The sequence below is a fragment of the Jannaschia sp. GRR-S6-38 genome, from assembly GCF_029853695.1.
Lineage (GTDB): Bacteria > Pseudomonadota > Alphaproteobacteria > Rhodobacterales > Rhodobacteraceae > Jannaschia > Jannaschia ovalis.
On record NZ_CP122537.1, the window covers coordinates 3,152,259 to 3,176,444 of the forward strand.

23 protein-coding genes are annotated in these 24,186 nt (G+C 69.7%); 14 read left to right on the top strand and 9 right to left on the bottom strand.

Annotated elements, in window-relative coordinates:
* The first annotated feature begins 4 nt into the window (after positions 1-4).
* Positions 5-1,108: a S1C family serine protease gene (locus P8627_RS16215; RefSeq protein WP_279965291.1), complete on the top strand. Its 1,104-nt coding sequence runs from the start codon at positions 5-7 to the stop codon at positions 1,106-1,108.
* 4 nt (positions 1,109-1,112) lie between these two features.
* Here P8627_RS16215 and P8627_RS16220 read toward each other — a convergent pair whose 3' ends face one another.
* The 8 genes from P8627_RS16220 to P8627_RS16255 form a co-directional block, all read right to left on the bottom strand.
* The gene (locus P8627_RS16220) at positions 1,113-2,000 is read right to left on the bottom strand and encodes a c-type cytochrome (protein WP_279965292.1); all 888 of its coding nucleotides are present in this window, start codon (positions 1,998-2,000) and stop codon (positions 1,113-1,115) included.
* Between the two features lie 5 nt (positions 2,001-2,005).
* Positions 2,006-2,476, bottom strand: coding sequence for a c-type cytochrome (locus P8627_RS16225; protein ID WP_279965293.1), 471 nt, complete (start codon positions 2,474-2,476; stop codon positions 2,006-2,008).
* Between the two features lie 134 nt (positions 2,477-2,610).
* Complete coding sequence (locus P8627_RS16230) at positions 2,611-3,789, bottom strand: ammonium transporter (protein WP_279965294.1); 1,179 nt, start codon at positions 3,787-3,789, stop codon at positions 2,611-2,613.
* A gap of 160 nt (positions 3,790-3,949) precedes the next feature.
* A complete protein-coding gene (locus P8627_RS16235; protein WP_279965295.1) occupies positions 3,950-4,528 on the bottom strand; it encodes a nucleotidyltransferase family protein in 579 nt (192 codons plus the stop codon).
* Positions 4,529-4,630: 102 nt separating this feature from the next.
* Positions 4,631-7,051: a GcvT family protein gene (locus tag P8627_RS16240; RefSeq protein WP_279965296.1), complete on the bottom strand. Its 2,421-nt coding sequence runs from the start codon at positions 7,049-7,051 to the stop codon at positions 4,631-4,633.
* Between the two features lie 119 nt (positions 7,052-7,170).
* The gene (locus tag P8627_RS16245; RefSeq protein WP_279965297.1) at positions 7,171-8,166 is read right to left on the bottom strand and encodes an Ldh family oxidoreductase; all 996 of its coding nucleotides are present in this window, start codon (positions 8,164-8,166) and stop codon (positions 7,171-7,173) included.
* Between the two features lie 71 nt (positions 8,167-8,237).
* On the bottom strand, positions 8,238-9,419 hold the full coding sequence (locus tag P8627_RS16250; RefSeq protein WP_279965298.1) for a UxaA family hydrolase: 1,182 nt from the start codon (positions 9,417-9,419) through the stop codon (positions 8,238-8,240).
* Between the two features lie 2 nt (positions 9,420-9,421).
* Positions 9,422-9,709 (bottom strand): UxaA family hydrolase, encoded by a 288-nt coding sequence (locus P8627_RS16255; protein ID WP_279965299.1) that lies wholly within the window; start codon positions 9,707-9,709, stop codon positions 9,422-9,424.
* Positions 9,710-9,823: 114 nt separating this feature from the next.
* Here P8627_RS16255 and P8627_RS16260 point away from each other — a divergent pair, with 114 nt between their 5' ends.
* The 4 genes from P8627_RS16260 to P8627_RS16275 all read left to right on the top strand — a co-directional run bounded on the left by P8627_RS16260 (position 9,824) and on the right by P8627_RS16275 (position 13,393).
* On the top strand, positions 9,824-10,510 hold the full coding sequence (locus P8627_RS16260) for a GntR family transcriptional regulator (protein WP_279965300.1): 687 nt from the start codon (positions 9,824-9,826) through the stop codon (positions 10,508-10,510).
* Positions 10,511-10,697: 187 nt separating this feature from the next.
* Complete coding sequence (locus tag P8627_RS16265) at positions 10,698-11,699, top strand: ABC transporter substrate-binding protein (RefSeq protein WP_279965301.1); 1,002 nt, start codon at positions 10,698-10,700, stop codon at positions 11,697-11,699.
* A 50-nt stretch (positions 11,700-11,749) separates the two neighbouring features.
* On the top strand, positions 11,750-12,547 hold the full coding sequence (locus P8627_RS16270) for an ABC transporter ATP-binding protein (RefSeq protein WP_279965302.1): 798 nt from the start codon (positions 11,750-11,752) through the stop codon (positions 12,545-12,547).
* A gap of 9 nt (positions 12,548-12,556) precedes the next feature.
* Positions 12,557-13,393, top strand: a complete 837-nt coding sequence (locus P8627_RS16275) for an ABC transporter permease (RefSeq protein ID WP_407932953.1) — start codon at positions 12,557-12,559, stop codon at positions 13,391-13,393.
* 25 nt (positions 13,394-13,418) lie between these two features.
* Here the strand turns inward: P8627_RS16275 and P8627_RS16280 are convergent, their stop codons facing one another.
* The gene (locus P8627_RS16280) at positions 13,419-14,459 is read right to left on the bottom strand and encodes a LacI family DNA-binding transcriptional regulator (RefSeq protein WP_279965303.1); all 1,041 of its coding nucleotides are present in this window, start codon (positions 14,457-14,459) and stop codon (positions 13,419-13,421) included.
* A 196-nt stretch (positions 14,460-14,655) separates the two neighbouring features.
* Between P8627_RS16280 and P8627_RS16285 the strand changes: the two genes are divergently transcribed.
* The 9 genes from P8627_RS16285 to P8627_RS16325 all read left to right on the top strand — a co-directional run bounded on the left by P8627_RS16285 (position 14,656) and on the right by P8627_RS16325 (position 24,159).
* Positions 14,656-15,963: an ABC transporter substrate-binding protein gene (locus P8627_RS16285; RefSeq protein ID WP_279967503.1), complete on the top strand. Its 1,308-nt coding sequence runs from the start codon at positions 14,656-14,658 to the stop codon at positions 15,961-15,963.
* 96 nt (positions 15,964-16,059) lie between these two features.
* Positions 16,060-17,004 carry a carbohydrate ABC transporter permease gene (locus P8627_RS16290; RefSeq protein ID WP_279965304.1) on the top strand — a complete coding sequence of 315 codons (945 nt, stop codon included), beginning with the start codon at positions 16,060-16,062 and terminating at the stop codon, positions 17,002-17,004.
* Positions 17,001-17,936, top strand: a complete 936-nt coding sequence (locus tag P8627_RS16295) for a carbohydrate ABC transporter permease (protein ID WP_279965305.1) — start codon at positions 17,001-17,003, stop codon at positions 17,934-17,936. The genes P8627_RS16290 and P8627_RS16295 overlap by 4 nt, the downstream gene beginning before the upstream one ends.
* Positions 17,933-18,211, top strand: a complete 279-nt coding sequence (locus P8627_RS16300) for a hypothetical protein (RefSeq protein ID WP_279965306.1) — start codon at positions 17,933-17,935, stop codon at positions 18,209-18,211. Before P8627_RS16295 ends, P8627_RS16300 begins: the two co-directional genes overlap by 4 nt.
* A 4-nt stretch (positions 18,212-18,215) precedes the next feature.
* A complete protein-coding gene (locus tag P8627_RS16305) occupies positions 18,216-19,313 on the top strand; it encodes an ABC transporter ATP-binding protein (RefSeq protein ID WP_279965307.1) in 1,098 nt (365 codons plus the stop codon).
* Complete coding sequence (locus tag P8627_RS16310; protein WP_279965308.1) at positions 19,306-20,298, top strand: ABC transporter ATP-binding protein; 993 nt, start codon at positions 19,306-19,308, stop codon at positions 20,296-20,298. The genes P8627_RS16305 and P8627_RS16310 overlap by 8 nt, the downstream gene beginning before the upstream one ends.
* 20 nt (positions 20,299-20,318) lie before the next feature.
* Entirely contained in the window at positions 20,319-21,938 is a 1,620-nt protein-coding gene (locus P8627_RS16315) for a dihydroxyacetone kinase subunit DhaK (protein WP_279965309.1), read from the top strand.
* Between the two features lie 32 nt (positions 21,939-21,970).
* The gene (locus tag P8627_RS16320; protein ID WP_279965310.1) at positions 21,971-23,029 is read left to right on the top strand and encodes a sugar phosphate isomerase/epimerase family protein; all 1,059 of its coding nucleotides are present in this window, start codon (positions 21,971-21,973) and stop codon (positions 23,027-23,029) included.
* On the top strand, positions 23,026-24,159 hold the full coding sequence (locus P8627_RS16325) for a Gfo/Idh/MocA family protein (protein ID WP_279965311.1): 1,134 nt from the start codon (positions 23,026-23,028) through the stop codon (positions 24,157-24,159). Before P8627_RS16320 ends, P8627_RS16325 begins: the two co-directional genes overlap by 4 nt.
* Positions 24,160-24,186: the final 27 nt, after the last annotated feature.

Below are 24,186 nucleotides of genomic sequence, written 5' to 3' on the forward strand. Positions count from 1 at the left end.
GCCCATGCGCCGGGCGGGCTTGGCGCTGGCCCTGCTGGCGGCCAGTTTCGGGGGCGTGCTGGCCTGGCGCCTGGCGCCCGCGATCGAGGCCGTCCTTCTCGATACCTCCTCCCCCCGCCCCGTCGCCGAGCGCGGCACGCTGGGCGCGGACGAGGCGGCGACCATCGCGCTCTTCGAGGCGGCGCAGGACAGCGTCGTCTTCATCGCGACCTCGGGCGTCGGACGTGGGCTCTTCGGGGGCGGGATGGAGGTGCCGCGCGGCACCGGGTCGGGTTTCGTCTGGGACGCGGCCGGCCATGTCGTCACCAACGCCCATGTCATCCGCGGCGCCCGGCGCGCGACGGTCCGCCTGGCCGACGGTCGCAGCTTCGACGCCCGGCTGGTGGGCGTGTCGCGCGACCACGACCTAGCCGTGCTGCGCGTCGACGTCTTCGCCCAGCGCCCCCGGCCGCTGCCCATCGGGCGCAGCGAGGATCTGCGCGTGGGCCAGCGCGTCTTCGCCATCGGAAACCCCTTCGGGCTGGATTTCACCCTGACCACGGGCGTCGTCTCGGCGCTGGAACGAGAACTGCCGGGCGAGGAGGGCGCGGTGATCCGCGGGCTGGTGCAGACGGACGCGGCGATCAATCCCGGCAATTCCGGTGGCCCGCTGCTCGACAGCGCGGGGCGGCTGGTCGGCGTGAACACGGCGATCTTCTCGCCCTCGGGCGCCAGCGCGGGGATCGGCTTCGCGGTGCCGGTGGACACGGTCAACCGGGTCGTGCCGCAGCTCATCGCGCGCGGCCGCTACGCGCCGCCTTCGATCGGCGTGACGACGGATGCCCGCCTCGACGCGATGGCGCGGCGGCAGGGGCTGTCGGGCGCGATGGTGGTGGCCGTCGATCCGAATGGCCCGGCCTCCGGCGCGGGGCTGCAACCGGCCCGGGCGGGCCGGGCCGGCGCGATCCTGCCCGGCGACCGGATCGTCGCGCTGGACGGCACGCCCATCGCGGGCACGCGCGACCTGACCGCGGCCCTGGACGGGCGCGATGTCGGCGAGGTCGTGCGCCTCACGCTGGAGGGGCCGGGCGGCGCGCGCGAGGTCGAGGTGACGCTCGCCCCCGGCTGAGCGGTCACTCCACCGGCGGCACCTGCTTGAGATAGGCCGCGATGGCGCGGCGATCGCCCTCGGGCAGCCGGACGAGGTTCTTGATCACGCTGACCATGTGACCGCCCGCGGAATCGAATTCCGGCGTGAAGCCGTCGGCCAGGTATTGCGCGATCTCGGCTTCGGACCAGTCGAGCGCGGCGGGCGTGATGTTGGGGATGCGCCCCTTGCCCGAGGGGTTCGGCGCCCCCGCCAGCCATCGCGTCCGGTCCAGCCCGCCCAGCGCGTCGCGCGGCGTGTGGCACTCCGCGCAATGGCCCAGCGCCTCGGAGAGGTACCGCCCGCGCTTCGCGTCCGCCCCCTCGACGGCGACTGCCCAGTCCTGCGGCGTATAGAGCGCCTTCCAGACCCCGACCGCGCGCCGGATGCTGAAGGGAAAGCCCAGATCATGCGGCAGGCTGGGCGTCTCGGCCGCCGGCAGGGTCTGCCAGAAGGCCCAGAGATCGGCCACGTCCTGCGGGCCGGCCAGCGCATAGGCGGTGTAGGGGAAGGCCGGGTAGTAATGCGCGCCACCCGGCGAGATGCCGCGCTGCACGGCATTGGCGAACTCCTCCGCCGACCAGAGGCCGATCCCGTGCTCGGGATGCATCGAGACGTTGGGCGCGCGGAAGGTGCCGAATTCGGACGGGAAGGCTTGGCCGCCGACCAGGATCAGGCGGTCCTCGCCCTCGGCATCCTTAGCCGCGTGGCAGGAGGCGCATCCGGCGGCCCAGAAGATGCGCTCGCCCGCCGCCGCGTCGCCGTCGAACGCGGCCATGGCGTCATCGGGCAACCCGTCGGGCCGTGTGATCCAGAGGCCCGCCCCGATGACGGCCAGCCCGATCGCCGCGAGCGCGGCCAGGGGGCGGCGCATCGGGCTCAGTCGTCCGCCACGCGGTAGTCATCGTGGCAGCCACCGCAAGTCCGGCCCACCGCGCCCAGCCCGCCCTTCATCGGATCGAGCCCGTCGCCGGCCACGGCCTGCAATTCGAGCGTCGCCGTGCCGAACGCGTCCCATTTGGCGTCGAAATCGGCACGGCTCTCCCAGATGGCGGGCAGCGCGCGCGAGAACTGGCTGTCGGAATTCGCCGTGCCCTCGGGCCAGAGCAGGTCCTGCGAGATCTGCGAGACCGCGACGAGGTTGTCGGCGGCCATCTGCGCCTGCGCGGCATCGTAATCGATATTGCCGCGTGCCATGTTGCCGACCACGCCCAGATGCAGGGACATCAGCTGCATCTGCCCGTGGCGGGCCGCGATCTCGGCGGGCATCTTCTCGTGGCTTTCGGCAAGGCCGCTGGCGGCGATGGCCGAGGCCGCCGCCGTCGCGGCGATAAGGGTCAGGCGCTTCATCGTGAAATCTCCTGGTCGGGCTGGTCGTTGCGGGGCGAGCCTGCGGCGGCCGCGCCGCACCGGTCAAGCGTCGCCATCTTCGGGATCACGGAACAGTGAGGCGGGGCGGCGATGATCCGCCGCCCCGGCGCGGGTCAATTGCCCGGGTGATAGGCCTGCTCGCCATGCACCGCGAGGTCGAGGCCCTCCTGCTCGACATCCGGCGAGACGCGGATCGGGAAGATCATCCTTACCACCAGGACGATGGCGAGCGTCATCGCCACGGTGAAGACGCCCACCACCGCCACGCCGCCCAGCTGCGCGGTCCAGGTGCCGGCGCCGAAGACGGCGATCATGATCGTGCCGAAGATGCCGCCCACGCCATGCACCGCGAAGACGTCCAGCGTGTCATCGATCTTGAGCACGTTGCGGATCACGTTGACCGCCTCCTGGCAGAGCACGCCCGCGACACCGCCGATGATCAGCGCCTCGATCGGGCCGACGAAGCCCGAGGCCGGGGTGATCGAGGCGAGGCCCGCGATGGTGCCCGTCACGATCCCCACCAGTGAGGCGCGGCCGTATTTCATCTTCTCCCAGGCCGCCCAGGTCAGCGAGGCCGTGGCCGCCGAGATATGGGTCACGGTCAGCGCCATCGCCGCGCCGCCATCGGCGGCCAGCTGCGAGCCGCCGTTGAAGCCGAACCAGCCGACCCAGAGCATCGAGGCGCCGATCATCACGTAGCCCGGGTTGTGCGGCGGCTTGCTGCGGTCCCCGCGCGGCCCGAGAAAGACCGAGACCAGGATCGCGGCGAGGCCCGCCGTCTCGTGCACGACGAGGCCGCCCGCGAAGTCGCGCACCCCGATCTCGCCGAAGATGCCGCCATCCGACAGCATCCCGCCGCCCCAGATCCAATGCGCCACGGGCGCGTAGCACAGAAGCATCCACGCGCCCGAGAAGGCCAGCACGAAGCCGAAGCCGACGCGCTCGACATAGGCGCCGACGATCAGTGCGGGGGTGATGATCGCGAAGGTCATCTGGAACGCGAAGAACAGGACCTCCGGGATCGTGCCGGCCAGCGTGTCGCCGTCGATGCCGATCAGGAAGGCCTTGCCCAGCCCGCCCCAGAGCGCGCCACCGTCGCCGAACGCGATGGAGTAGCCCGCCGCCAGCCAGAGCACGCTCATCAGGCAGGCGATGGCGTAGCAATGCATGAAGACGCTCAGCACGTTCCGGGACCGCACGAGCCCCCCGTAGAACAGCGCCAGGCCCGGCAGTGTCATGAACAGGACCAGCGCGGTGGCCACGATGATCCAGGCGGTGTCGGCTCCGACCATGTCGTCTCTCTCCCTCGGTTTCCGGCGCGGTCTGCCGGGGGCGGGGTGCCGGGGAAAGCGGCAGGTTTGACCCGATTGCCGGTTTTCGCGGCAATCCGTGATCTGCCTGCTGGATGCGCGCGTCGGGGCGGGAGATGCCCGAAAAGCGGGCAGGTTTGAATCAGCGCCGCGCGCGCCAGGCCGCCCAGTCTTCGGGTGTGTCGAGATCGGTCAGCGCCGCGCGGCCGGGCAGGGCCACGCGCTCCACCGGGTGCCGCGGCAGAAGCGGCTTGGCCCCGGCGTCGCCCTCCAGCGCCCTGAGCTCGGGATAGAGCGCGCGGTCGAAGACGACGGGCTGGCCGGGCGTGCCGTCCGCCGCGGTGGCGCGCAGGATCGGCGCTGTGCCCGCCCGCCAGGCGTCGGACACGGCCTGCAACTCGGCGGCGCCGATTTCGGGCATGTCGGCCAGGTGGATCAGCAGCGCGTCCGACCGACAGGCGGCTACGCCCGCGCGGATCGAGGCGGACATGGCGCGGTCGTCGACATCGATCAGCCGCGCGGGGCTGTCGCCCAGCCAGGCGCGCCGCGACCGGTCTTCCGCGGGGAGGGCGATCAGCACCTCGGGCGAGACCGCGCAAGCGGCGCGGGCGGCGCGCAGAATCAGGGGCGTGCCGTCGACCTCCTCGAGCAGCTTGTCGGCGCCGCGCATCCGCGTGGCGGCGCCGGCGGCGAGGATCAGGATGGCGGGAGCGGGTCGCATGATCGGGCGTCTACAGGTCTTTCAGGGCCGTCGCCATGCGGTCTTCCCCTGGTCAGACATGGCTCGGGGCGCGCGAGGGGCGGGCCCCTCGCGCCTTCCCGTTCAGCCGCGCTGCCGCGCTCCGTTCGCGTCGAAGAGCGGCGCGTGTTGGATGCGCGCCGGCAGGCGGTGGCCCAGCACCTCGATGGTCCAGGGGCCTTCGCTGTCGGCCTCGTCGCGCGGCACGTAGCCCAGCGCCATCGACCGGCCGGCATGGTGCGCGAAGCCGCCCGAGGTGACCCAGCCCACGCAAGCGTCGCCGAGGAAGATCGGCTCGTCCCCGATCACGTCGGCATCGACCGCCTCGACCGCGAAGCTGCGCAGCCGCAGGCTGCCGCCCGCGTCGCGCTCGGCCAGCGCGGCGGCCTTGCCGATGAACTCCGCATCCTTCGAATAGGCGACAAAGCGGTCGAGACCGGCTTCCAGCGGACCGTAGATGGGCCGGTATTCCCGGCCCCAGCCGCCGTAGTTCTTCTCCAGCCGCATCGCGTTGAGCGCGCGCAGGCCGAAGGGCTTGAGACCCAGCGGCGCACCCGCCTGCATCAGCAGCTCGAAGACCGCGCGCTGATATTCGGGCGCCATCCAGATCTCGTAGCCCAGATCGCCGGTGAAACTGACGCGGCCGACGATGCAGGGGGCGAGGCCCACATCCATCCGCGCGACGCGCATGAAGCGCATCGCGTCATTGCCGAACTCGCGCCCCGTGACCGTGGCCATCAGCTCGCGCGATTTCGGTCCGGCGACAGAGAGGCCGCACATCTTCAGGCCGATATTCTCGACCGTGACGTCCTCGGTGCCGCGATGGGTCTCGAACCAGCGCATGTAGAAGACCTCCGCCATGCCCGAGCCGGCGAGGAAGAAATCGCCTTCCGCCAGGCAGGAGATCGTCAGGTCGCCCTGCAGCTTGCCGTCATGCTTCAGCATTGGCGCCAGCGCCATGCGCCCCGGCGCGGGGATGCGGCAGGCGAAGATGCGGTCGAGCCAGGTGCGGGCATCGGGGCCCGTCACGCGGAATTTCGAGAAGCCCGAGATCTCCATGAGCCCCACGCCCTCACGGCAGGCGCGGACCTCGGCGGCGACATGGTCGAAATCGGTCGAGCGCCGCCAGGAGAACACGTCCCGCGTGTCGTCGGGCGAGAACCACAGCGGCGCCTCCAGCCCCCAGCTGTCGCCCATCTGCGCGCCGAGCCCGAGAAGCCGGTCGTAGATCGGCGTCGTCTTGTGGGGCCGCGCGGCGGGCAGCTCCTCGTTCGGGAAGCGGATCGAGAAGCGGCGGGCGTAGTTCTCCTGCACCTTGGGGTTGGTGTAGCTCAGCGTCGCCCAGTCGCCGTAGCGCGCCACATCCATCGCCCAGACGTCGAAGCCCGGGTCGCCCTCGGTGATCCAGTTGGCTAGCGCGAGGCCCACGCCGCCGCCCTGGCTGAACCCCGCCATCACGCCGCAGGCCGACCACATGCCGGGCAGCCCGCGGATCGGCCCGACCAGCGGGTTGCCATCGGGGGCGAAGGTGAAGGGGCCGTTGATGATCTGCTTGATGCCCGCGTTCTGGAAGGCGGGGAAATGCTCGAACCCGACTTCGAGGCTGGGCGCGATCCGGTCGATATCGGGCTGCAGCAGCTCGTGGCCGAAATCCCAGGGCGTTTCGCGCTCGGACCAGGGGACGCAGGCCTTCTCGTAGGTGCCCATCAGCATGCCCCCGCGCTCCTGGCGCAGGTAAAGCTCGCCGTCGAAATCGACGGCGTGGATGACCTCCTTGCCGGTCCGGGCGTTGATCTCGGCCACCTCGGGCATGTCCTCGGTCAGCAGATACATGTGCTCCATGGCCAGCACGGGCAGCTCCAGCCCGACCATCCGGCCCACCTCGCGCGCCCAGAGGCCGCCGGCATTCACCACGTGCTCGGCGCGCACGTCGCCCTTGTTCGTGTGGACCAGCCAGCCGTCATGGGTCTTCGTGATGGCCTCGACCTTGGTGTGCGTCTCGATCTTCGCGCCCAGCTTGCGGGCGGATTTGGCATAGGCATATGTCGTGCCCGACGGGTCGAGATGGCCGTCCACCTGCGTGCGCGCGGCGCCGATGAACTTCGACGGGTCGAGCAGCGGGAAGGCCTCATGCGCCTCCTCGGGGGTGATGATGTCGATCTCGATGCCCTGGTAGCGGCCCTTCGCGGCGGTGGATTTCAGCCAGTCGAAGCGGTCCGGCGTCGAGGCCAGCAGCACGCCGCCGGTCTGGTGGACGCCGGTGGCCTGTTCGGAGAGCGCCTCGATCTCCTTGTAGAGCTCGATCGTGTATTTCTGCAGCTTGGCCACGTTCGGATCGCCGTTGATCGTGTGGAAGCCGCCTGCCGCGTGCCAGGTGGAGCCGGATGTCAGCTCGGAGCGTTCCAGGAGCAGCGCGTCGGTCCATCCTGCGCGGGCCAGGTGGTAGAGAACCGAGCAGCCGACCACGCCGCCCCCGATGATGACCACGCGCGCGCTGTCCTGCATGTCCGTCCCTCCGTCGCTTCGGGACTCAGGCTAGGGCAGGCGGCGCGGCGCGGGATAGGGGGGTTGCGACAGGGCGGTGTCGGTTTTTGGCGGCGGGGCGGGGGCGGGGCCCCGACGCGTCAGTCGCCCGCCAGCGCCCGGAGATCCGCCAGCGCCGCGTCGCCCACCTCGATCTCGGTGCGGGCGCGCTTCGCCATCCGGTTGGCGCCGGGCAGGCGCGCGCCGTCATCGGCCTCGATGGCGGCCGCCAGCCGCTCCAGCGTCGCGGCATAGGCCCCGCCCGAGGCCGCGCCGGGGTCGATGGCGATGATCACCTGGCCGAGCCCCGGCGGATCGCCCGCGGCGTCGAAGAGGCTGGAGGCTTCGCCCGCGAGATTCGCGCCGGTCAGCGCGGCGGCCATCACCTCGACCATCAGCGCGAGCGCCGCGCCCTTCGCCCCGCCCGCGGGCACCATCGTGCCGGCCAGCGCGGCCTCGGGGTCGGTGGTGGGCGCGCCCGCGGCGTCGAGCGCGATGCCTTCGGGGATCGGCGTGCCGTTGCGCTTGGCGGCCATGATCTTGCCGCGCGCCACGGCCGAGAGCGACAGGTCGATGACCAGCGGGATCGCGCCTGCGCGCGGGGCGGCGAAGGCGATGGGGTTGGTGCCCAGAAGGCCGGTCTTGCCGCCCCAGGGCGCCATGGCGGCCGGCGTGTTTGCCATCATGATCGCGACCAGCCCCGCATCGGCCAGCCGCTCGACATGCGGACCGAGCTGGCCCGCGTGGTGCGAGCGGTGCAGCGTGGCGCAGGCGATGCCCTGCGCGCGGGCCGCGGGGATCAGCGCGTCGATGGCCGCGTCGATGGCGGGGAAGGCGAAGCCGTGGCGCGCGTCGACCCGCATCAGCCCGGGCGCGGGGAACGCGACCTGAGGCAGCGCGCGCCCGTCGACCTTGCCGCTCTCGACCTGGCCCGCATAGCTGGGCATCCGGCTCAGCCCGTGGCCGGCCTGGCCGTCGCGCTCGGCCGCGACCAGCGCTTGCGCGACGCGGGCGGCGATGGCGGCATCGGCGCCGGCACGCTGGAAGGCGCGCGCGGCCAGGTCCTCGAGATCGGCGACGGGGACGGTCTGCGGCATGGAACTCTCCTGCGGACGTGGAACGGGCGCCCCGGCGGAAAGGCCGGGACGCCCGCAGTCATGTGCCGAACTCAGGCCGAGCGGTAGAGCTTGGTCATCGAGAATTCGCGGTGACCCAGCGCTTCGGCGGCGGTGTAGCGGCCGTTCGCGGTGCGCTCGATCATGTCGATCAGCGCGTCGCCCGCCTCGTCGATGGTCTGCTCGCGCGTCAGCACGCCGGTGACGTCCACGTCGATATGCTCGGACATGGTCCGCAGCGTGCGCGGGTTGCCCGAGATCTTGATGACCGGGACGATCGGGTTGCCGACCACGTTGCCCTGACCCGTCGGGAAGGTGTGGATCACGTAGCCCGCCGCGGCCATCAGGGTCACGCATTCGGCCGCGGCCGAGGAGGTGTCCATGAAGTAGAGGCCCGGGCCCTTCTTCGGCTCTTCGGCCGGGCCCATCGCGTCGATATACTTGCACTCGCGGCCGATCTTCTCGAGGTTGCCCAGCGCCTTTTCCTCGATGGTGGTCAGGCCGCCCTCGATATTGCCCTTGGTGGGCTGGCTGTCCGACAGATCGTCGGTCTGGTGGGCGAAGATCACGTCGTCGGTATAGGCTTGCCAGATCTCCTTGAACTTCTTGGCGGCCTCGGGTGTCGCGGCGCGCTTTTCGCAGATATGCTCGGCGCCGGTGATCTCGGAGGTCTCCCCGAAGCAGCCGTAGAGGCCGTGCGGGATCAGCTTGTCATACATGTTGCCCACGGTCGGGCAGGAGCTGAGGCCGGTGGTCGTGTCGGACTCGCCGCATTTGGTCGAGACCCAGAGATCGGTGATCGGGCAGGGCTCTTTCTGGAGCTCGGTCGCCCAGTGGACGAATTCCTTGGCCTTCCAGCTGGCGGCGCGGATCGTCTCGAAATCGCCGTTCTGCTCGATCGAGAACTCGGCGACCGGCTTGCCGGTCTCGCGGATGCCGTCGGCGATCTTCTTGGTCCAGCCCGGCTCGATGCCGATGACGACCACGGCGGCGCAGTTGGGGTTCGCGCCGGTCCCGATCATGGTGCGAAAATGCAGCTCCAGATCTTCGCCGAATTGCAGGCGGCCATAGGCGTGCGGGATGGCCAGCGTGCCCTTGACGTTGTTGGCCACCGCCTCGCAGGCGGCGTTCGAGATATCGTCGACGGGCAGGATGACGACGTGGTTGCGGACGCCCACGCGGCCGTTTTCGCGGCGCCAGGCATTGACCATGCGGTTGGTGAAATCGAGCGCCATTCTTACCACCTCTTGGTTTTGCAGTTATGGGTATGGACGTGACCGCCGGTCTCGGCGTCGCCCACCATCTTGCCGATATCCTCGCCATACTTGATGACGGTATCGCCGGCCTTCAGTTCCTTCAGGGCGACCTTGTGGCCGATCGGGATGTCGGCCTTGGCCGTCAGGCGGAAATCGCTGTTGTCGTGGGTCACGACGCCGAGCATGTCGGTGCCCGCCGTGAGGCCCTCGACCACGACGACGCCGACATTGTCGGCTTTGTCATGCACGAGAAGCTGGGGTTTGCTCATCTCATCCTCCCTGGGTGTCCTGAGTCTGGGTGTCTTCTACGCCTCTCAGTAGTCTTATACAAGAGTGAAGATATAAGACTTGAGCGCCCGGCGGTCCGCCGCTATCGGTGGCGCATGGAACCGCTCTATCGCCGCATCCTGGCCGACCTGACGGACCGCATCGCGCGGGGCGATCTGTCGCCCGGCCAGATGCTGCCCTCCGAGACCGAGATCGGCGCGCAATACGGCGCGAGCCAGGGCACCGCGCGCAAGGCGCTCTCGCTTCTGGAAGCGCGCGGCATCCTGGAGCGGCGGCAGGGGCGGGGCACCTTCGTCGCCGTCTCGACCGACGAGACCGCGCTGTTCCATTTCTTCCGGCTGCGCGACGCGGCGGGCGCGCTGGTCACCCCGGTGCTGGAGCGCCAGTCGGTCACCCTGCGCGACGCCACGCCGGACGAGGTCGCGCTGGACTCGCCCCGCGTCTACGAGATCGACCGCCTGCGCCGGATCGACGGTCGGCTGGCCGCACGCGAACGGGTCGTCGTCGCCGCCGACCGCTTTCCGGGCCTGGGCGAGCGGCAGACCCCGGCCAACGCGCTCTATCCCTTCTACCAGCGCGCCTACGGCGTCGCGATCCTCACCGCCTCCGAAACCCTGGCGCCGGCCGTGGCCGAAGCCGGGCAGGACGGGCTCGAGGTCGCGGCGGGCGAGGCGCTTCTGCTCATCCGGCGGCAGGCGGGCGACGTCGCGGGCAAGGTGGCCGAGCTGCGCCGCTGCACCTACGCGATGGCCGAGCTCACCTACGCGGTCGACCTGCGCTGAGGGCTTGCGGGCTGCTCGATGCGGGGCAGGGCGCCCAAAAATGCGGCGCCGGTTGCCGCGCCCCGGGATTCAGTTACGCTGATCGCGCTCCGAACCTGCCCATCACGGCCGGGCCGGGGCTAGAACCGCGCGGGGGGTGCGGCCAGGGCCGACCCGACCGCCAACAGAACAACGGGTGAGGACTACCATGCTGCATCGTGCCATTGCCGGGATCGCCGGGGCGCTCATGGCCACTTCGGTGGCCGCCCAGACCGAGATGCCTTTCGCGCTCGACTGGAAATTCGAAGGCCCCGCGGCGCCCTATTTCGCCGCCATCGACAACGGCCATTTCGCCGAGGCCGGGCTGGAGGTCGAGGTCGCCGCCGGCCAGGGCTCGCTCGACGCGATCCCGAAGGTCGCGACCGGCGCCTTCCCCGTGGGCTTCGCCGACATAAACTCGCTGATCAAGTTTCTCGACCAGAACCCCGGCGCGCCGGTGACGGCGGTGATGATGGTCTACGACAAGCCGCCCTTCGCCATCGTCGGGCGCAAATCGCTGGGGATCGAAGCGCCCAAGGACCTGGAGGGCAAGGTGCTGGGCGCGCCGCCGCCTGACGGGGCCTGGGCGCAATTCCCGGCCTTCGCGACGGCCAATGACCTAGACGTGTCGGCCATCACGGTCGAGCCGGTGGGCTTTCCCACGCGCGAGCCGATGCTGGCCGGGGGCGAGGTCGACGCGGTGACGGGCTTCTCGTTCTCGTCCTTCCTGAACCTCGTGCGCCTGGGCGTGCCCGAAGACGACATCTCGACCATCCTGATGGCCGATCACGGGCTCGCGCTCTACGGCAACGCGGTGATCGTCAACACCGATTTCGCGGAGGAGAACCCCGAGCTGGTGCAAGCCTTCCTCGCCGCCGTGGCCGAAGGCTGGAAGGATGCCATCGCCGATCCGGACGCCGCCATCGCCAGCCTGATCGCGCGCAACCCCGCCGCCGATGCCGAGCTCGAGAAGCGGCGCCTGCAGCTGGCCGTCGACGCCAACGTGATGACCGACTACGTCGCCGCGAACGGCATGGGCACGATCGACCCCGAGCGCATGGCCCGCGCGCTGGAACAGATCGCCGAGACCTACGACTTCCAGAACGCGCCCGACGCGGCGCTCTATTTCACCGACGCCTATCTGCCCGAGGGCGGCTTCGCGATGAACTGACACCCGCGCGGGCGGCCCCGCGTCGCCCGCGCACCGGACCGGAGGGGCCCATGTCCGACCACCTGATCGAGATCAAGGGCGTCACCCACGCCTACCAGACCGCCGCCGGCCCGCTGCCGGTGCTGCGCGACCTGAACATCGCCGTGCCCGAGGGCGGCTTCGCGGCCGTCGTCGGGCCGTCGGGCTGCGGCAAGTCCACGCTGACGCGGCTGATCGCGGGCCTTATGAAACCCGATCAGGGCGAGGTCTGGCTGCATGGCGAGCGGGTGACCGGGCCGCGCTCGACTGTGGGCATGGCGTTCCAGAACCCCGTATTGCTGGAATGGCGCACCATCCTGCAGAACGTGCTTCTGCCGCTCGAGATCGTGCCCACGAGGCTCGACCGCCGCGCGCAGCAGGACCGGGCGCGGCATCTGCTGTCGCTTGTCGGGCTGGAAGGGTTCGAGGAGAAGCGCCCCTCGGAGCTGTCGGGCGGGATGCGCCAGCGCGCCTCGCTCTGCCGCGCGCTGGTCCACCAGCCGGATGTGCTGATCCTCGACGAACCCTTCGGCGCGCTCGACGCCTTCACGCGCGAGGATCTGTGGCAGACCATGCACCGGCTGAAGGCCGAGGAGCCGTTCACCGGCGTCCTGATCACCCATGACCTGCGCGAGTCGATCTTCCTGGCCGACGAGGTCTTCGTGCTCTCGGGCCGCCCCGCGACGGTGCAATACGTCCTCGATGTCGAGACGCAGGGCGCGCGCGACATCGACCAGCTCTACACCGCCAAGGCCGCCGACCAGCTCAATGTGCTGCGCCACCAGATCGCCGTCGCGCAGGGCCGCGCCCCGGCCGAAGCCGCCGAATAGGAGCCCGCCATGGCCTATGTTCCCGCCGACAGCCCCGCGCCCGAGGCGCCGACCGTCGCGCCGCGCAACGCCACGCTGATCTCGCGGCTGACCAGCCGGGCCGTGGTCGCGCCCGTCGTCGCCATCCTGGTCTTCCTCGCCGTCTGGGAGGCGCTGGTCTGGGTCAACGACTGGCCGAACTACGTCATGGCCTCGCCCTCCGACCTGCCGCCGGCCTATTCGCGCTATTGGGAGCTGTTCATCGTCATGGGCTGGCAGACCCTGTGGCGGACGGTGGTGGGGCTCGTGCTGGCCATGATCGTGGGGGTCCTGATTGGCATGGTGATGGGATTCAGCCGGGTGATGCGCGATGCGCTCTATCCGCTGCTGGTGGGGTTCAACGCGATTCCGAAGGCGACCGTCGTGCCGATCGTGGCGCTGCTCTTCGTGGGCGCGCATGACTTCAACACGGTGCTGATCGCCTTCATGATCTCCTTCTTCCCGATCGCCGTCTCGGTCTCGATCGGGCTGTCCACGCTCGAGCCGGAATACCGCGACATCCTGCGCTCGCTCGGGGCGTCGAAGCTGACGATCTTCCGCAAGATCGCGCTGCCCAAGACGCTGCCGGAGTTCTTCGGCGCGCTGAAGGTCTCGGTCACCCTGGCCTTCATCGGCACCAACCTGATGGAGATCGTCTCGCCGCACGGGCGCGGTCTCGGGGCGCTGTTCGACAGCGGCAAGACGAATTCCGACTATCCGCTGATGTTTGCGGTGCTCATCGCGCTCGCGGTCCTGGGCATCGTTCTCTACTATATCGTCGTCTGGCTGGAGCGGATCTTCGCGGGCTGGGCGGACCGGGGAACCTGAGGGCCGAGCCGGCCGGCTTAGTCCCTCAGAGGTTTTCCTCCAGCAGGATCTCGATCCGGATCCGCTCCTGCGCGGCGAGGACGGGGCGCCCCTCCACCTCGGCGCGCAGCGTCCGGATCGCGCTGCGGACGACATGGCCGGTATCCTGCGTGATGATCGCATCGACGAGCCCTTCGCGCAGCGCCGTCTCGGTGAAGGGCGTGCGCTCATGCGCGATGCGGATCATGTCCGAGGTCGCGAATTCCGCCAGGGCGCGCAGCGGCACCTGCGCCTCGAGCGACAGCATGTAGACGCCGACCAGGTCCGGCCGCAGCTCCAGCGCGCGGGCGATCACCTCGCGCGTCCGGGCCGCGTCGCCGCGGGTTTCGACGGAGGGCAGGGGGCGCAGATGGGGATGGCGCGCGCCGATGACCGTGTCGAAGCCCAGCCGCCGCTCGACGGCGTCGCGCAGCGACAGCCGGTCCGTCAGCACCAGGATCGAGCCGCGGCGCCCGGCCGCGAACCGGCCCATCAGCGCGCCGGCCGTGGCCCCGGCCGCGCGATTGTCGATGCCCACGAAGCGCGCCGCGGCGCGCTGGTCGGCGATGACGGCGACGGTGGGGATGCCGCGCTGGCGCAACCGTCCGATCGCGTCGCGCAGCACCGGCGTCCCGGGCGCGAGCAGCGCCAGGCCGTCCCAGTCGCCGGCCTTCATCTGGTCCAGCCGCTCGGCGGCGCGGTGGGGGCCGTCGGGCAGGTGGATGACCTCGACGCGGACGCGCTCCGCGCCGAGCGCCGCGTCGGCCTCGGCGACATGCGCGGTCAGGCGCGACAGGAACTGGTCGCCATGCTCGGGCAGGGCGAAAGCGAAGCGCAGGTCGCGGCGGCGCGCGAGCGCGGCGGCCACGGGATCGCGCTCGAACCCGATCCGCCGGATCGCGTCCTGCACGCTCTCGACGGTCTTGGTGCGCACTCCCGCACGGCCGTTCAACACCCGGTCCACCGTCGCGAGGCTGACGCCCGCGGCGCGGGCGACGTCGCGGGTGGTCGGGCGGGTGGTGGTGCGGTCGGTTGTGCGGTCGGTCATGGCGCCGGACATTACGATAGGCGTCCCCGGGTAAGAAAGCGCAAAATGAGGTGCGCACCTCAGACAATTCTGTTGCCGAATCGAGTTGAGGCACGTACCTCAATAGCACCCTCGTCCCCTGCGGCAGGTTCAGATGCCAACTCCGGGCGATGGTCGGCGGCGACAGACCGCGATCCGAAACGGGAGGATATTAATGATGAAACGCGCTTTACTCGGCTGCACGGCAGCCATCGTCTCGATGGCCGGCGCCGCGAAGGCCGAAGACCTGACCCTGTGCTGGGCGGCCTGGGATCCGGCCAACGCCCTGGTCGAATTGTCGAAGGATTTCGAGACCGAGTCCGGCCACAGCATGAGCTTCGAATTCGTCCCCTGGCCCAATTTCGCCGACCGTATGCTCAACGAGCTCAACTCCGGCGGCCAGCTCTGCGACCTTCTGATCGGGGACAGCCAGTGGATCGGCGGCGGCGCCGAGAACGGCCATTACGTGAAGCTCAACGACTTCTTCGAGGCCGAAGCCATCAGCATGGACGATTTCGCCGACGCGGCGGTCTATGCCTATTCCACCTGGCCCAAGGGATCGGAGAATTACTACGCGCTGCCCGCCATGGGCGACGCGCTGGGCTGGTTCTATCGCAAGGACTGGTTCGAGATGCCCGAGGTGCAGGAGGCCTTCCAGGCCGAGCACGGCCGTCCGCTGGCCGAGCCCACCACCATGGCCGAGCTCAAGGAGATCGCCGCGTTCTTCCAGAACCGAGAGATCGACGGCCAGACCCGCTACGGCGCCTCCATCTTCACCGAGCGCGGCTCGGAGGGGATCACGATGGGCGCCACGGCCGCGCTCTACACGCATGGCTTCAAATACGAGACCGAGCCGGGCAGCTACCAGATGGACGGGGCGGTGAATTCGCCCGAGGCCGTCGCGGGGCTCGAGTTCTACAAGGAGCTCTACGAGTGCTGCACGCCGCCGGGCTATACCGACGCCTATATGGAGCAGTCGCTCGACGCGTTCAAATCGGGCCAGGTGGCGATGGCGATGAACTGGTTCGCCTTCTTCCCGGGCCTTTATGCCGACCCGGATGTGGGCGGGGAGAAGATCGACTTCTTCGTGAACCCCTCGGCCAATGTCGCCGCCTCGACGCTGGGCGGACAGGGGATCAGCGTCGTGTCCTATAGCGACAAGCAGGACGCCGCGCTGGAATACATCAAGTGGTTCGCGCAGCCCGATGTGCAGCAGAAATGGTGGGAACTGGGCGGCTACCCTGTCCACACCGCCGTGATCGAGGGCGACGGCTTCGAGGCCTCGGCCCCCTTCGCGGGCGACTTCCTGATGGCAATGAACCAAGTCCAGGACTTCTGGCAGGAGCCGGCCTATGCCGAGCTGCTCCTGGCGATGCAGAAGCGGCTGCACGACTACGTGGTCGCCGACCAGGGCACCGCGCAGGAGGCGTTGGACAAGCTGATCGAGGACTGGACGGAGACCTTCGAGGACGAAGGCAAGCTCTGATCGCGACCGGGTTCCCGGGGCCCGTCGGGCACCGGGGGCTCCTTCCAAGGCGCGGCGCTCCGCGGAGCGCCGCGCCCCATCCCCGGGAAGGTTCAGATGGCTGAGACCCCAATCGATCGGGTGGCCCGCGCCACCCCGCCGGATGTCGCACGCCGCATTCGCGGGCTCAGCGACCGGGCCATCGCCTGGCTCTTCGTGGGCCCGTCGATCGTGCTGCTGCTGGCGATCAACATCTTCCCGCTGATCTGGACGGTGCGGCTGAGCTTCACCAACTTCCGCGCCAACCGGAACCGCGAGGCGGAATGGGTCGGGCTGCGCAATTACGAGCGGATCCTCACCGACGAGGATATCTGGCTGACGATGCAGGCCACCGCGCATTTCCTGTTCTGGACCATCGTGCTGCAGGTCCTGATCGGCTTCGCGCTGGCCTACCTGATCAACAAGAACTTCAAGGGCAGCGCCTTCTGGACGACGGTGATCGTGCTGCCGATGATGCTGTCGCCCGCCGTGGTCGGCAATTTCTGGACCTTCCTCTACCAGCCGCAGATCGGGCTGTTCAATTACGCGGTCGCCTTCTTCACGGGGGCCGACCCGTCCTCCTTCTCGATGATCGGCTCGGTCGATCTCGCGCCGTGGTCGATCGTGATCGTGGACACTTGGATGTGGACGCCCTTCGTGATGCTCATCTGCCTGGCCGGCCTGCGCTCGATCCCGGACTCGATCTACGAGGCGGCGGAATGCGACCGCGCGAGCAAGTGGCGCCAGTTCTGGACGATCACGGTGCCGATGGTGCTGCCCTTCCTGATGCTGGCGGTGTTGTTCCGGGGCATCGAGAACTTCAAGATGTTCGACCTCGTGGTCCAGCTGACCGGCGGGGGGCCGGGCTCGGTGACCGAGCTCACCTCGATCAACCTCAAGCGCGAAGCCTTCGAGAAATGGCGCACAGGCTATGCCTCGGCCTATGCCGTCATCCTGTTCGTCACCGTCTTCGGGCTGGCTTCGATCTACGTGAAGGCCCTCAACAAGGTGAAGGACCGATGAACTTCTCCGTCACCGCCCCCTCCGCCCGCCAGAAATGGACCGCGGGCGTACTGGTCGTGCTCTATGCGGTCATCACGATCCTGCCGCTGCTCTGGATCATCGCGACCGGGTTCAAATCGCCCTCCGACGCGATCGCCTACCCGCCCAAGATGGTCTTCGAGCCGACGCTGGAAGGCTATGTGAACCTCTTCACCCAGCGCACGCGCCAGACCGAGGACTTCCTCGCCGCCAACCCGCCCGAGACCTGGTACGATCGCATCGTGCGCCAGTACGACATGGTGATCGTCGGGCCGTCGCGTTACGGCGAGCGTTTCCTGAACTCGGTCATCATCGGCTTCGGCTCGACCTTCCTCGCCATCCTGCTGGGCACGACCGCGGCCTATGCGTTCAGCCGCTTCCGCGTGCCGCTGAAGGACGATTTGATGTTCTTCATCCTGAGCACCCGGATGATGCCGCCGATCGCCGTCGCCATCCCGATCTTCCTGATGTTCCGGCAGATCGGGCTCAGCGACACGCATGCGGGGATGATCCTGCTCTACACGGCGGTGAACCTGTCGCTGTCGGTCTGGCTGCTGAAGGGGTTCATCGACGAGATCCCGCGCGAATACGAAGAAGCGGCGATGATCGACGGCTATACGCGGTTCCAGGCCTTCTACAAGGTGGTGCTGCCGCAGGCCGCGACGGGCATCGCCTCGACCGCGATCTTCTGCCTGATCTTCGCGTGGAACGAATACGCCTTCGCCGTCCTGCTGACCTCGGGCACGGCGCAGACGGCGCCGCCCTTTATCCCCACTATCATCGGCGTGGGCGGCCAGGACTGGCCGGCCGTCGCGGCGGGCGCGACGCTGTTCCTCGTGCCAGTCATGGTCTTCACCATCCTGCTGCGAAAGCACCTGCTGCGCGGCATCACCTTTGGAGCGGTGCGCAAATGACCCATTCGGGACCCGGATATGGCGGTGTGCCGCCCGAGGATGACGCCGGCCTCTTCGAGGCGCCCGCACCGCGACTGGGCGGCGCGGAGCGAGACGGCCGCCGCTGGCCCGGCCTCCTGCGGCGCGGGCCGATGGAGATGGTTGCCACCGTCCTGATCGCCGCCGGGGTCCTGATGCTGATGCAGCCCTTCGTGCTGGTGCTCTACACCTGGTCCTTCCTCGTCACGCTGGTGGGCACGGTGATGTTCATCGTCGTCAGCCATTTTCCGGACTGACCCCATGGCCCAGATCCGCATCGAGAACCTCCGCAAGGATTTCGGCGACTTCACCGCCGTCCAGTCGTCGAGCTTCACCATCGAGGACGGCGAGTTCTTCATGCTGCTGGGCCCCTCGGGCTGCGGCAAGACGACGACGCTGCGGATGATGGCGGGGCTGGAGCTGCCGACCGCGGGCGAGATCTATATCGACGGCGAGGAGGTCGGGATGCGCCGCGCCGCCGAACGCGACATCGCCTTCGTCTTCCAGATGTTCGCGCTCTACCCGCACATGAACGTGCGGGGGAACATCTCCTACCCGCTGAAGTCGCAAGGCCTCCCGCGCGCCCAGATCCGCGAGAAGGTGGCCGAGGTCGCGGGTATCCTCGGCATCGAGGATATCCTCGACCGGCCGGTGGGCGGGCTGTCGGGCGGCGACCGCCAGCGCGTGGCGCTGGGCCGGGCGATCGTACGCGATCCCAAGGCCTTCTTCATGGACGAGCCGCTGGGCGCGCTCGACGCCGAGTTCCGCGAGCACATGGCCGAGGAGCTGCGCGCGCTGCACGACCGGATGGGCGCGACCACGGTCTACGTCACCCACGACCAGCTCGAGGCGATGCAGATGGGCGACAAGATTGTGGTGATGAACCATGGCGTCGTCGAGCAGTTCGGCGTGCCGCAGGACATCTACGACTGGCCCGCGACCAAGTTCGTCGCCGACTTCATCGGCTCGCCGCCGATGAACGTGCTGCCTTTCGACGGCGGCGTGGCCGAGGGCGCGCGTTCGGTGACGCTGGACGGGGTCGAGATCGGCGTCCCGACCCAGCGGGCGGGCCGTGCGGGCCGGCTGTCGCTGGGGGTTCGACCGGAACACGTCGCACCCGACCCGACCTCCGACTACCGCGGCGAGGTCACCGCGGTCGAGTATCTGGGCACCACGCAGATCGTCAGCTTCGCGACGCCCTGCGGCCCGCTGAAGGCGCGGCTGTCCTCGGACCAGCCGGCGGCCATCGGCGACCGGACGGGGCTGCGCTTCGACGCGCGCACGCTCACGCTCTTCGACGAGGTCACGGGCCGGGCGCTGCTCTCCGAGGCGAATGCGGAGGTGCTGCGCCATGGCTGAGGTCATCCTGGACGGCGTGACCAAGCGCTTCGGCGAGACGCGCGCGCTGGACGACGTGACGATGACCGTGCCCGACGGCTCCTTCGTGGTGCTGCTCGGGCCGACGGGTGCGGGCAAGACCACGACGCTGCGCGCGGTCTCGGGCCTCGATCCGATCGACGCGGGATCGATCCGCATCGGCGGGCGCGACATGGCCGGTCTTACGCCCGCCCAGCGCGACGTGGCGATGGTGTTCCAGCAATACTCGCTCTACCCGCATCTGACGGTGCGCGAGAACCTGGAATTCCCGCTGAAGTCGCCGATCCTGAAGACGCCGAAGGACGCCATCGCGGCCCGCGTCTCGGAGATCGCCGAGACGCTGCGCATCTCCCACAAGCTCGACAACAAGGCCACCCAGCTTTCGGGCGGCGAGATGCAGCGCGTCTCCATCGGGCGGGCCTTGGTGCGCACGCCGCAGGTCTTCCTGATGGACGAGCCGCTATCCTCGCTCGACGCCAAGCTGCGCGCCGATCTCCGGATCGAGCTCAAGCGCATCCAGCGGGACCTGGGCGCGACACTGATCTACGTCACCCACGACCAGATCGAGGCGATGACCATGGCCACGCATGTGGGCGTGCTCGATCACGGACGCCTGGTGCAGTTCGCCCCCCCGCGCGAGATCTACGAGGATCCGGTCAGCCTCTATGCCGCCGCGCGGCTGGGCCAGCCGCGGATCAACATCCTTCCCGCCGACCTGTTCGAGGGCGCCCCGCCGAGGGCTCGGCATATCGGCCTGCGGCCCGAGCAGATCCGGCAGGGCGAGGGGTCCGACGCCACGGTGAAGCGGGTCGAGCGGCTGGGCGACCAGACCCGGCTGCATCTCGAATTCGCCGGCCATCCGATCGTCACCGTCACCGATCCGCACACGCCGCTGCGCGGCGGCGAGGCGCTGGCCATCCGGCCGGAACGGCCCTTCTGGTTCGACGCCGACGGCCGCCGCATCTGACGCCATCCACGGGAGGGAACATGGGACAGTTCGTCAACGCCAAGGACGCCATCGTCACCGACGCCATCGACGGCCTCGTGCGCAGCTCGGGCGGGCGGCTGCGCCGCCTCGACGGCTATCCGCATATCCGGGTCGTCACCCGCGGCGACTGGGATCGCGGCAAGGTCGCGCTGGTCTCCGGGGGCGGGTCGGGGCACGAGCCGGCCCATGCGGGCTTCGTCGGCCCCGGCATGCTGACGGCGGCGGTCTGCGGCGACGTCTTCGCCTCGCCGTCGGTCGATGCCGTCCTCGCGGGCATCCTCGCGGTGACCGGCGCCGCCGGCTGCCTGCTGATCGTGAAGAACTATACGGGCGACCGGCTCAATTTCGGCCTCGCGGCGGAGCGCGCGCGCGCCTTCGGCAAGCGCGTCGAGATGGTCGTGGTCGACGACGACATCGCGCTGCCCGACCTGCCGAGCCCGCGCGGCGTGGCGGGCACGCTCTTCGTTCACAAGATCGCCGGCGCGGCGGCGGAGGCCGGCGCCGATCTCGATGCCGTCAAGGCCGCCGCCGAGCGGGTGATCGCGGGCACGCGGTCGCTGGGCATGTCGCTCGATACCTGCTGGGTCCCCGGCTCGCCGCGCGAGGAGCGGATCCCCGCGGGCAAGGCCGAGCTGGGCCTCGGCATCCATGGCGAGCCGGGGGTCGAGCAAGTCGCCTACGAGGGCGCGGCGGCGGCGATGTCGGCGGTCGCGGCCAAGCTGAAGACGGCGATGGGCGAGGGGCCGCATGTCGCGCTTCTCAACAATCTCGGCGGCACCTCGGAGCTGGAGATGGCGATCCTGGCGCGCGACCTCGCCGCCTCCGAGATCGGCGCGCGGATCGGACATGTGATCGGGCCGGCCTCGCTAATGACCTCGCTCGACATGCGGGGCTTCTCGGTCTCGGTCTATCCCGCCAGTGCCGAGGAGATCGCCGCGCTGTCCACGCCCGTGCCGATGACCGCCTGGCCCGGCTGCGACGCGCTGGGCGAGGTCGGCATCGACGCCCTGCCCGACGGGCTGGCCCCGATCGCGCCCGAGCCGTCCTCGGACCCGCAGACCGAGGCCTTCCTGCGCCGCTGCTGCGACCTTCTGATCTCGGCCGAGGCGGACCTGAACGCGCTCGACGCAAAATCGGGCGACGGCGATACCGGCTCCACGCTCGCGGGTGCGGCGCGGGCCATGACGGGCGCCCTGGGCCGGATGCCGCTGGCCGATCACACCCAGCTTCTGCGCGCAATCGGGCAGGAACTGTCGCAGACCATGGGCGGCTCGTCCGGGGTGTTGCTCGCGATCTTCTTCACCGCCGCGGGCGACGCGGCGGCGGGCGGGCACGACATGATCGGCGCGCTGCGCGCGGGGCTGGCCCGCATGCAGGAGATCGGCGGCGCCGAGCCCGGCGACCGCACCATGATCGACGCGCTCGCGCCGGCGCTAGATGCGCTGCCGGACGGCATGGGCGCGGCCGCGACCGCCGCCCGCGAAGGCGCCGCGCATACCGCCACGCTGACCCGCGCCCGGGCCGGCCGCGCCGCCTATGTGGGCGAGGGACAGCTGCGTGGTAACGTCGACCCCGGCGCCGAGGCCGTGGCGCGATTGTTCGAGGGGTTGGCCGAATAGAAACCGATGCCCCGCCCTAGGGAGGAGAGACCATGAAGACGATCAAGGGTCCGGCGCTGTTCCTGGCGCAGTTCGCGGGCGACGAAGCGCCCTTCGACTCCTGGGACGCAATCACGAAATGGGCCGCCGATTGCGGCTACGAGGGGGTGCAGGTGCCGAGCTGGGACGCGCGGCTGTTCGACCTGGCGACGGCGGCGGAGTCGAAAGACTACTGCGACACGTTCAAGGGACAGGCGGCGGCAAACGGCGTCGCGGTGACCGAGCTGTCGACCCATCTTCAGGGCCAGCTCGTCGCGGTCCATCCCGCCTATGACGCGGCCTTTGACGGCTTCGCGGATCCGTCCGTCCGCGGCGACCCGAAGGCGCGGCAGGAATGGGCAGTCGATCAGGTGAAGAAGGCGCTGACCGCGTCGCGCAATCTCGGGATCGGGGCGCATGCGACCTTCTCGGGCGCGCTGGCCTGGCCCTATGTCTACCCCTGGCCGCAGCGGCCCGCGGGGCTGATCGAGGCCGCCTTCGACGAGCTGGCCGCGCGCTGGCGCCCGATCCTCGACCATGCCGAGGAGATGGACGTCGATCTCTGCTACGAGATCCACCCCGGCGAAGACCTGCATGACGGCGTCACCTTCGAGATGTTCCTCGACCGCGTCGACGCCCATCCGCGCGCGATGATGCTCTATGATCCGAGCCATTACGTGCTGCAATGCCTGGATTATCTCGACAATATCGACATCTACCGCGACCGGATCGGCATGTTCCATGTCAAGGACGCGGAGTTCAATCCGACCGGGCGGCAGGGGGTCTATGGCGGCTATCAGTCCTGGGTCGACCGGGCCGGCCGGTTCCGGAGCCTGGGCGACGGCCAGGTCGATTTCGGGGCGGTGTTCTCGAAGATGGCGGCCAATGATTTCGACGGCTGGGCCGTGGTCGAATGGGAATGCGCGCTCAAGCATCCCGAAGACGGCGCCCGCGAGGGCGCGCAATTCGTGCGCGATCACATCATCCGCGTCACCGAGACCGCTTTCGACGATTTCGCCGCCGGCGGCACGGATGACGCGGCCAACCGCGCGATGCTGGGGCTGGACCGATGACCCGCCGCATCCGTCTGGGCATGGTGGGCGGCGGCAACGACGCCTTCATCGGCGGCGTCCACCGCATCGCGGCCCGGCTCGACGACCGCTACGAGCTGGTGGCGGGCGCGCTCTCCGCGACGCCCGAGAAGGCGCGGGCCTCGGGCGCGGCACTGGGCCTCGACCCGGCGCGCAGCTATGACGACTTCACCGCCATGGCCAAACGCGAGGCGCGGCTGAAGGACGGGATCGAGGCGGTGGCGGTCGTCACGCCCAACCATGTCCATTACGCAGCAGCGCGCGAGTTCCTCAAGCGCGGCATCCACGTGATCTGCGACAAGCCGCTGACCGCGACGCTGGCCGATGCCCGGAAGCTGGTGAAGGCGGTCGAACGCGCCGACGCGCTCTTCGTGCTGACTCACAACTACACCGGCTATCCCATGGTCCGGCAGGCCCGCGACATGGTCGCGCGCGGCGCATTGGGCCGGATCCGCGTGATCCAGGTCGAGTATCCGCAGGATTGGCTGACCACCGCGATGGAGCGCGAGGGCCTCAAGCAGGCCGAATGGCGCACCGATCCCGAACGCTCCGGCGCGGGCGGCTGCGTGGGTGATATCGGCACCCATGCCTACAACCTCGCGGGCTTCGTCACCGGCCTGCGCGCCGAAAGCCTCGCCGCCGACCTGCAGAGCTTCGTGGAGGGCCGGCGCCTCGACGACAACGCCCATGTCATGCTGCGCTACGCGGACGGCGCGCGGGGTCTGCTCTGGTCCAGCCAGGTCGCGCCCGGCAACGAGAACGCGCTGCGGCTGCGCGTCTACGGCGAAGCCGGCGGGCTGGAATGGGCGCAGGAGGATCCGAACCTGCTCTGGCACACGCCCCATGGCGAGCCGAAGCGCCTTTTGACGCGCGGCGGGGCCGGGTTCACCGAGACGACCGGCGCGCGCATCCCGCCCGGCCATCCCGAGGGCTACCTGGAGGGGTTCGCGAATATCTACGCGCAGGCCGCCGACCTGATCGAGGCGCATCGCGAGGGCGCGGCGCCGGACCACTTGCTGCCGACGGTCCATGACGGGCTCGACGGTGTCCGCTTCGTCGATGCCTGCGTGCGGTCGTCGAAGCGCGACGCGGCCTGGGTGTCGCTGCGGTAGCCCCCCGCGTCCGGTCCCGCGCCCGCG

Bases quoted from the DNA above. Each gene is read 5' to 3' on its own strand.
- P8627_RS16270 (WP_279965302.1), top strand. From the start codon at position 11,750: ATGTCCGACCACCTGATCGAGATCAAGGGCGTCACCCACGCCTACCAG.
- P8627_RS16255 (WP_279965299.1), bottom strand. From the start codon at position 9,709: ATGAGCAAACCCCAGCTTCTCGTGCATGACAAAGCCGACAATGTCGGC.
- P8627_RS16245 (WP_279965297.1), bottom strand. From the start codon at position 8,166: ATGCCGCAGACCGTCCCCGTCGCCGATCTCGAGGACCTGGCCGCGCGC.
- P8627_RS16295 (WP_279965305.1), top strand. From the start codon at position 17,001: ATGAACTTCTCCGTCACCGCCCCCTCCGCCCGCCAGAAATGGACCGCG.
- P8627_RS16325 (WP_279965311.1), top strand. From the start codon at position 23,026: ATGACCCGCCGCATCCGTCTGGGCATGGTGGGCGGCGGCAACGACGCC.
- P8627_RS16265 (WP_279965301.1), top strand. From the start codon at position 10,698: ATGCTGCATCGTGCCATTGCCGGGATCGCCGGGGCGCTCATGGCCACT.
- P8627_RS16320 (WP_279965310.1), top strand. From the start codon at position 21,971: ATGAAGACGATCAAGGGTCCGGCGCTGTTCCTGGCGCAGTTCGCGGGC.
- P8627_RS16220 (WP_279965292.1), bottom strand. From the start codon at position 2,000: ATGCGCCGCCCCCTGGCCGCGCTCGCGGCGATCGGGCTGGCCGTCATC.
- P8627_RS16310 (WP_279965308.1), top strand. From the start codon at position 19,306: ATGGCTGAGGTCATCCTGGACGGCGTGACCAAGCGCTTCGGCGAGACG.
- P8627_RS16290 (WP_279965304.1), top strand. From the start codon at position 16,060: ATGGCTGAGACCCCAATCGATCGGGTGGCCCGCGCCACCCCGCCGGAT.
- P8627_RS16250 (WP_279965298.1), bottom strand. From the start codon at position 9,419: ATGGCGCTCGATTTCACCAACCGCATGGTCAATGCCTGGCGCCGCGAA.
- P8627_RS16215 (WP_279965291.1), top strand. From the start codon at position 5: ATGCGCCGGGCGGGCTTGGCGCTGGCCCTGCTGGCGGCCAGTTTCGGG.
- P8627_RS16305 (WP_279965307.1), top strand. From the start codon at position 18,216: ATGGCCCAGATCCGCATCGAGAACCTCCGCAAGGATTTCGGCGACTTC.
- P8627_RS16315 (WP_279965309.1), top strand. From the start codon at position 20,319: ATGGGACAGTTCGTCAACGCCAAGGACGCCATCGTCACCGACGCCATC.
- P8627_RS16240 (WP_279965296.1), bottom strand. From the start codon at position 7,051: ATGCAGGACAGCGCGCGCGTGGTCATCATCGGGGGCGGCGTGGTCGGC.
- P8627_RS16260 (WP_279965300.1), top strand. From the start codon at position 9,824: ATGGAACCGCTCTATCGCCGCATCCTGGCCGACCTGACGGACCGCATC.
- P8627_RS16275 (WP_407932953.1), top strand. From the start codon at position 12,557: ATGGCCTATGTTCCCGCCGACAGCCCCGCGCCCGAGGCGCCGACCGTC.
- P8627_RS16230 (WP_279965294.1), bottom strand. From the start codon at position 3,789: ATGGTCGGAGCCGACACCGCCTGGATCATCGTGGCCACCGCGCTGGTC.
- P8627_RS16300 (WP_279965306.1), top strand. From the start codon at position 17,933: ATGACCCATTCGGGACCCGGATATGGCGGTGTGCCGCCCGAGGATGAC.
- P8627_RS16225 (WP_279965293.1), bottom strand. From the start codon at position 2,476: ATGAAGCGCCTGACCCTTATCGCCGCGACGGCGGCGGCCTCGGCCATC.
- P8627_RS16235 (WP_279965295.1), bottom strand. From the start codon at position 4,528: ATGCGACCCGCTCCCGCCATCCTGATCCTCGCCGCCGGCGCCGCCACG.
- P8627_RS16285 (WP_279967503.1), top strand. From the start codon at position 14,656: ATGAAACGCGCTTTACTCGGCTGCACGGCAGCCATCGTCTCGATGGCC.
- P8627_RS16280 (WP_279965303.1), bottom strand. From the start codon at position 14,459: ATGACCGACCGCACAACCGACCGCACCACCACCCGCCCGACCACCCGC.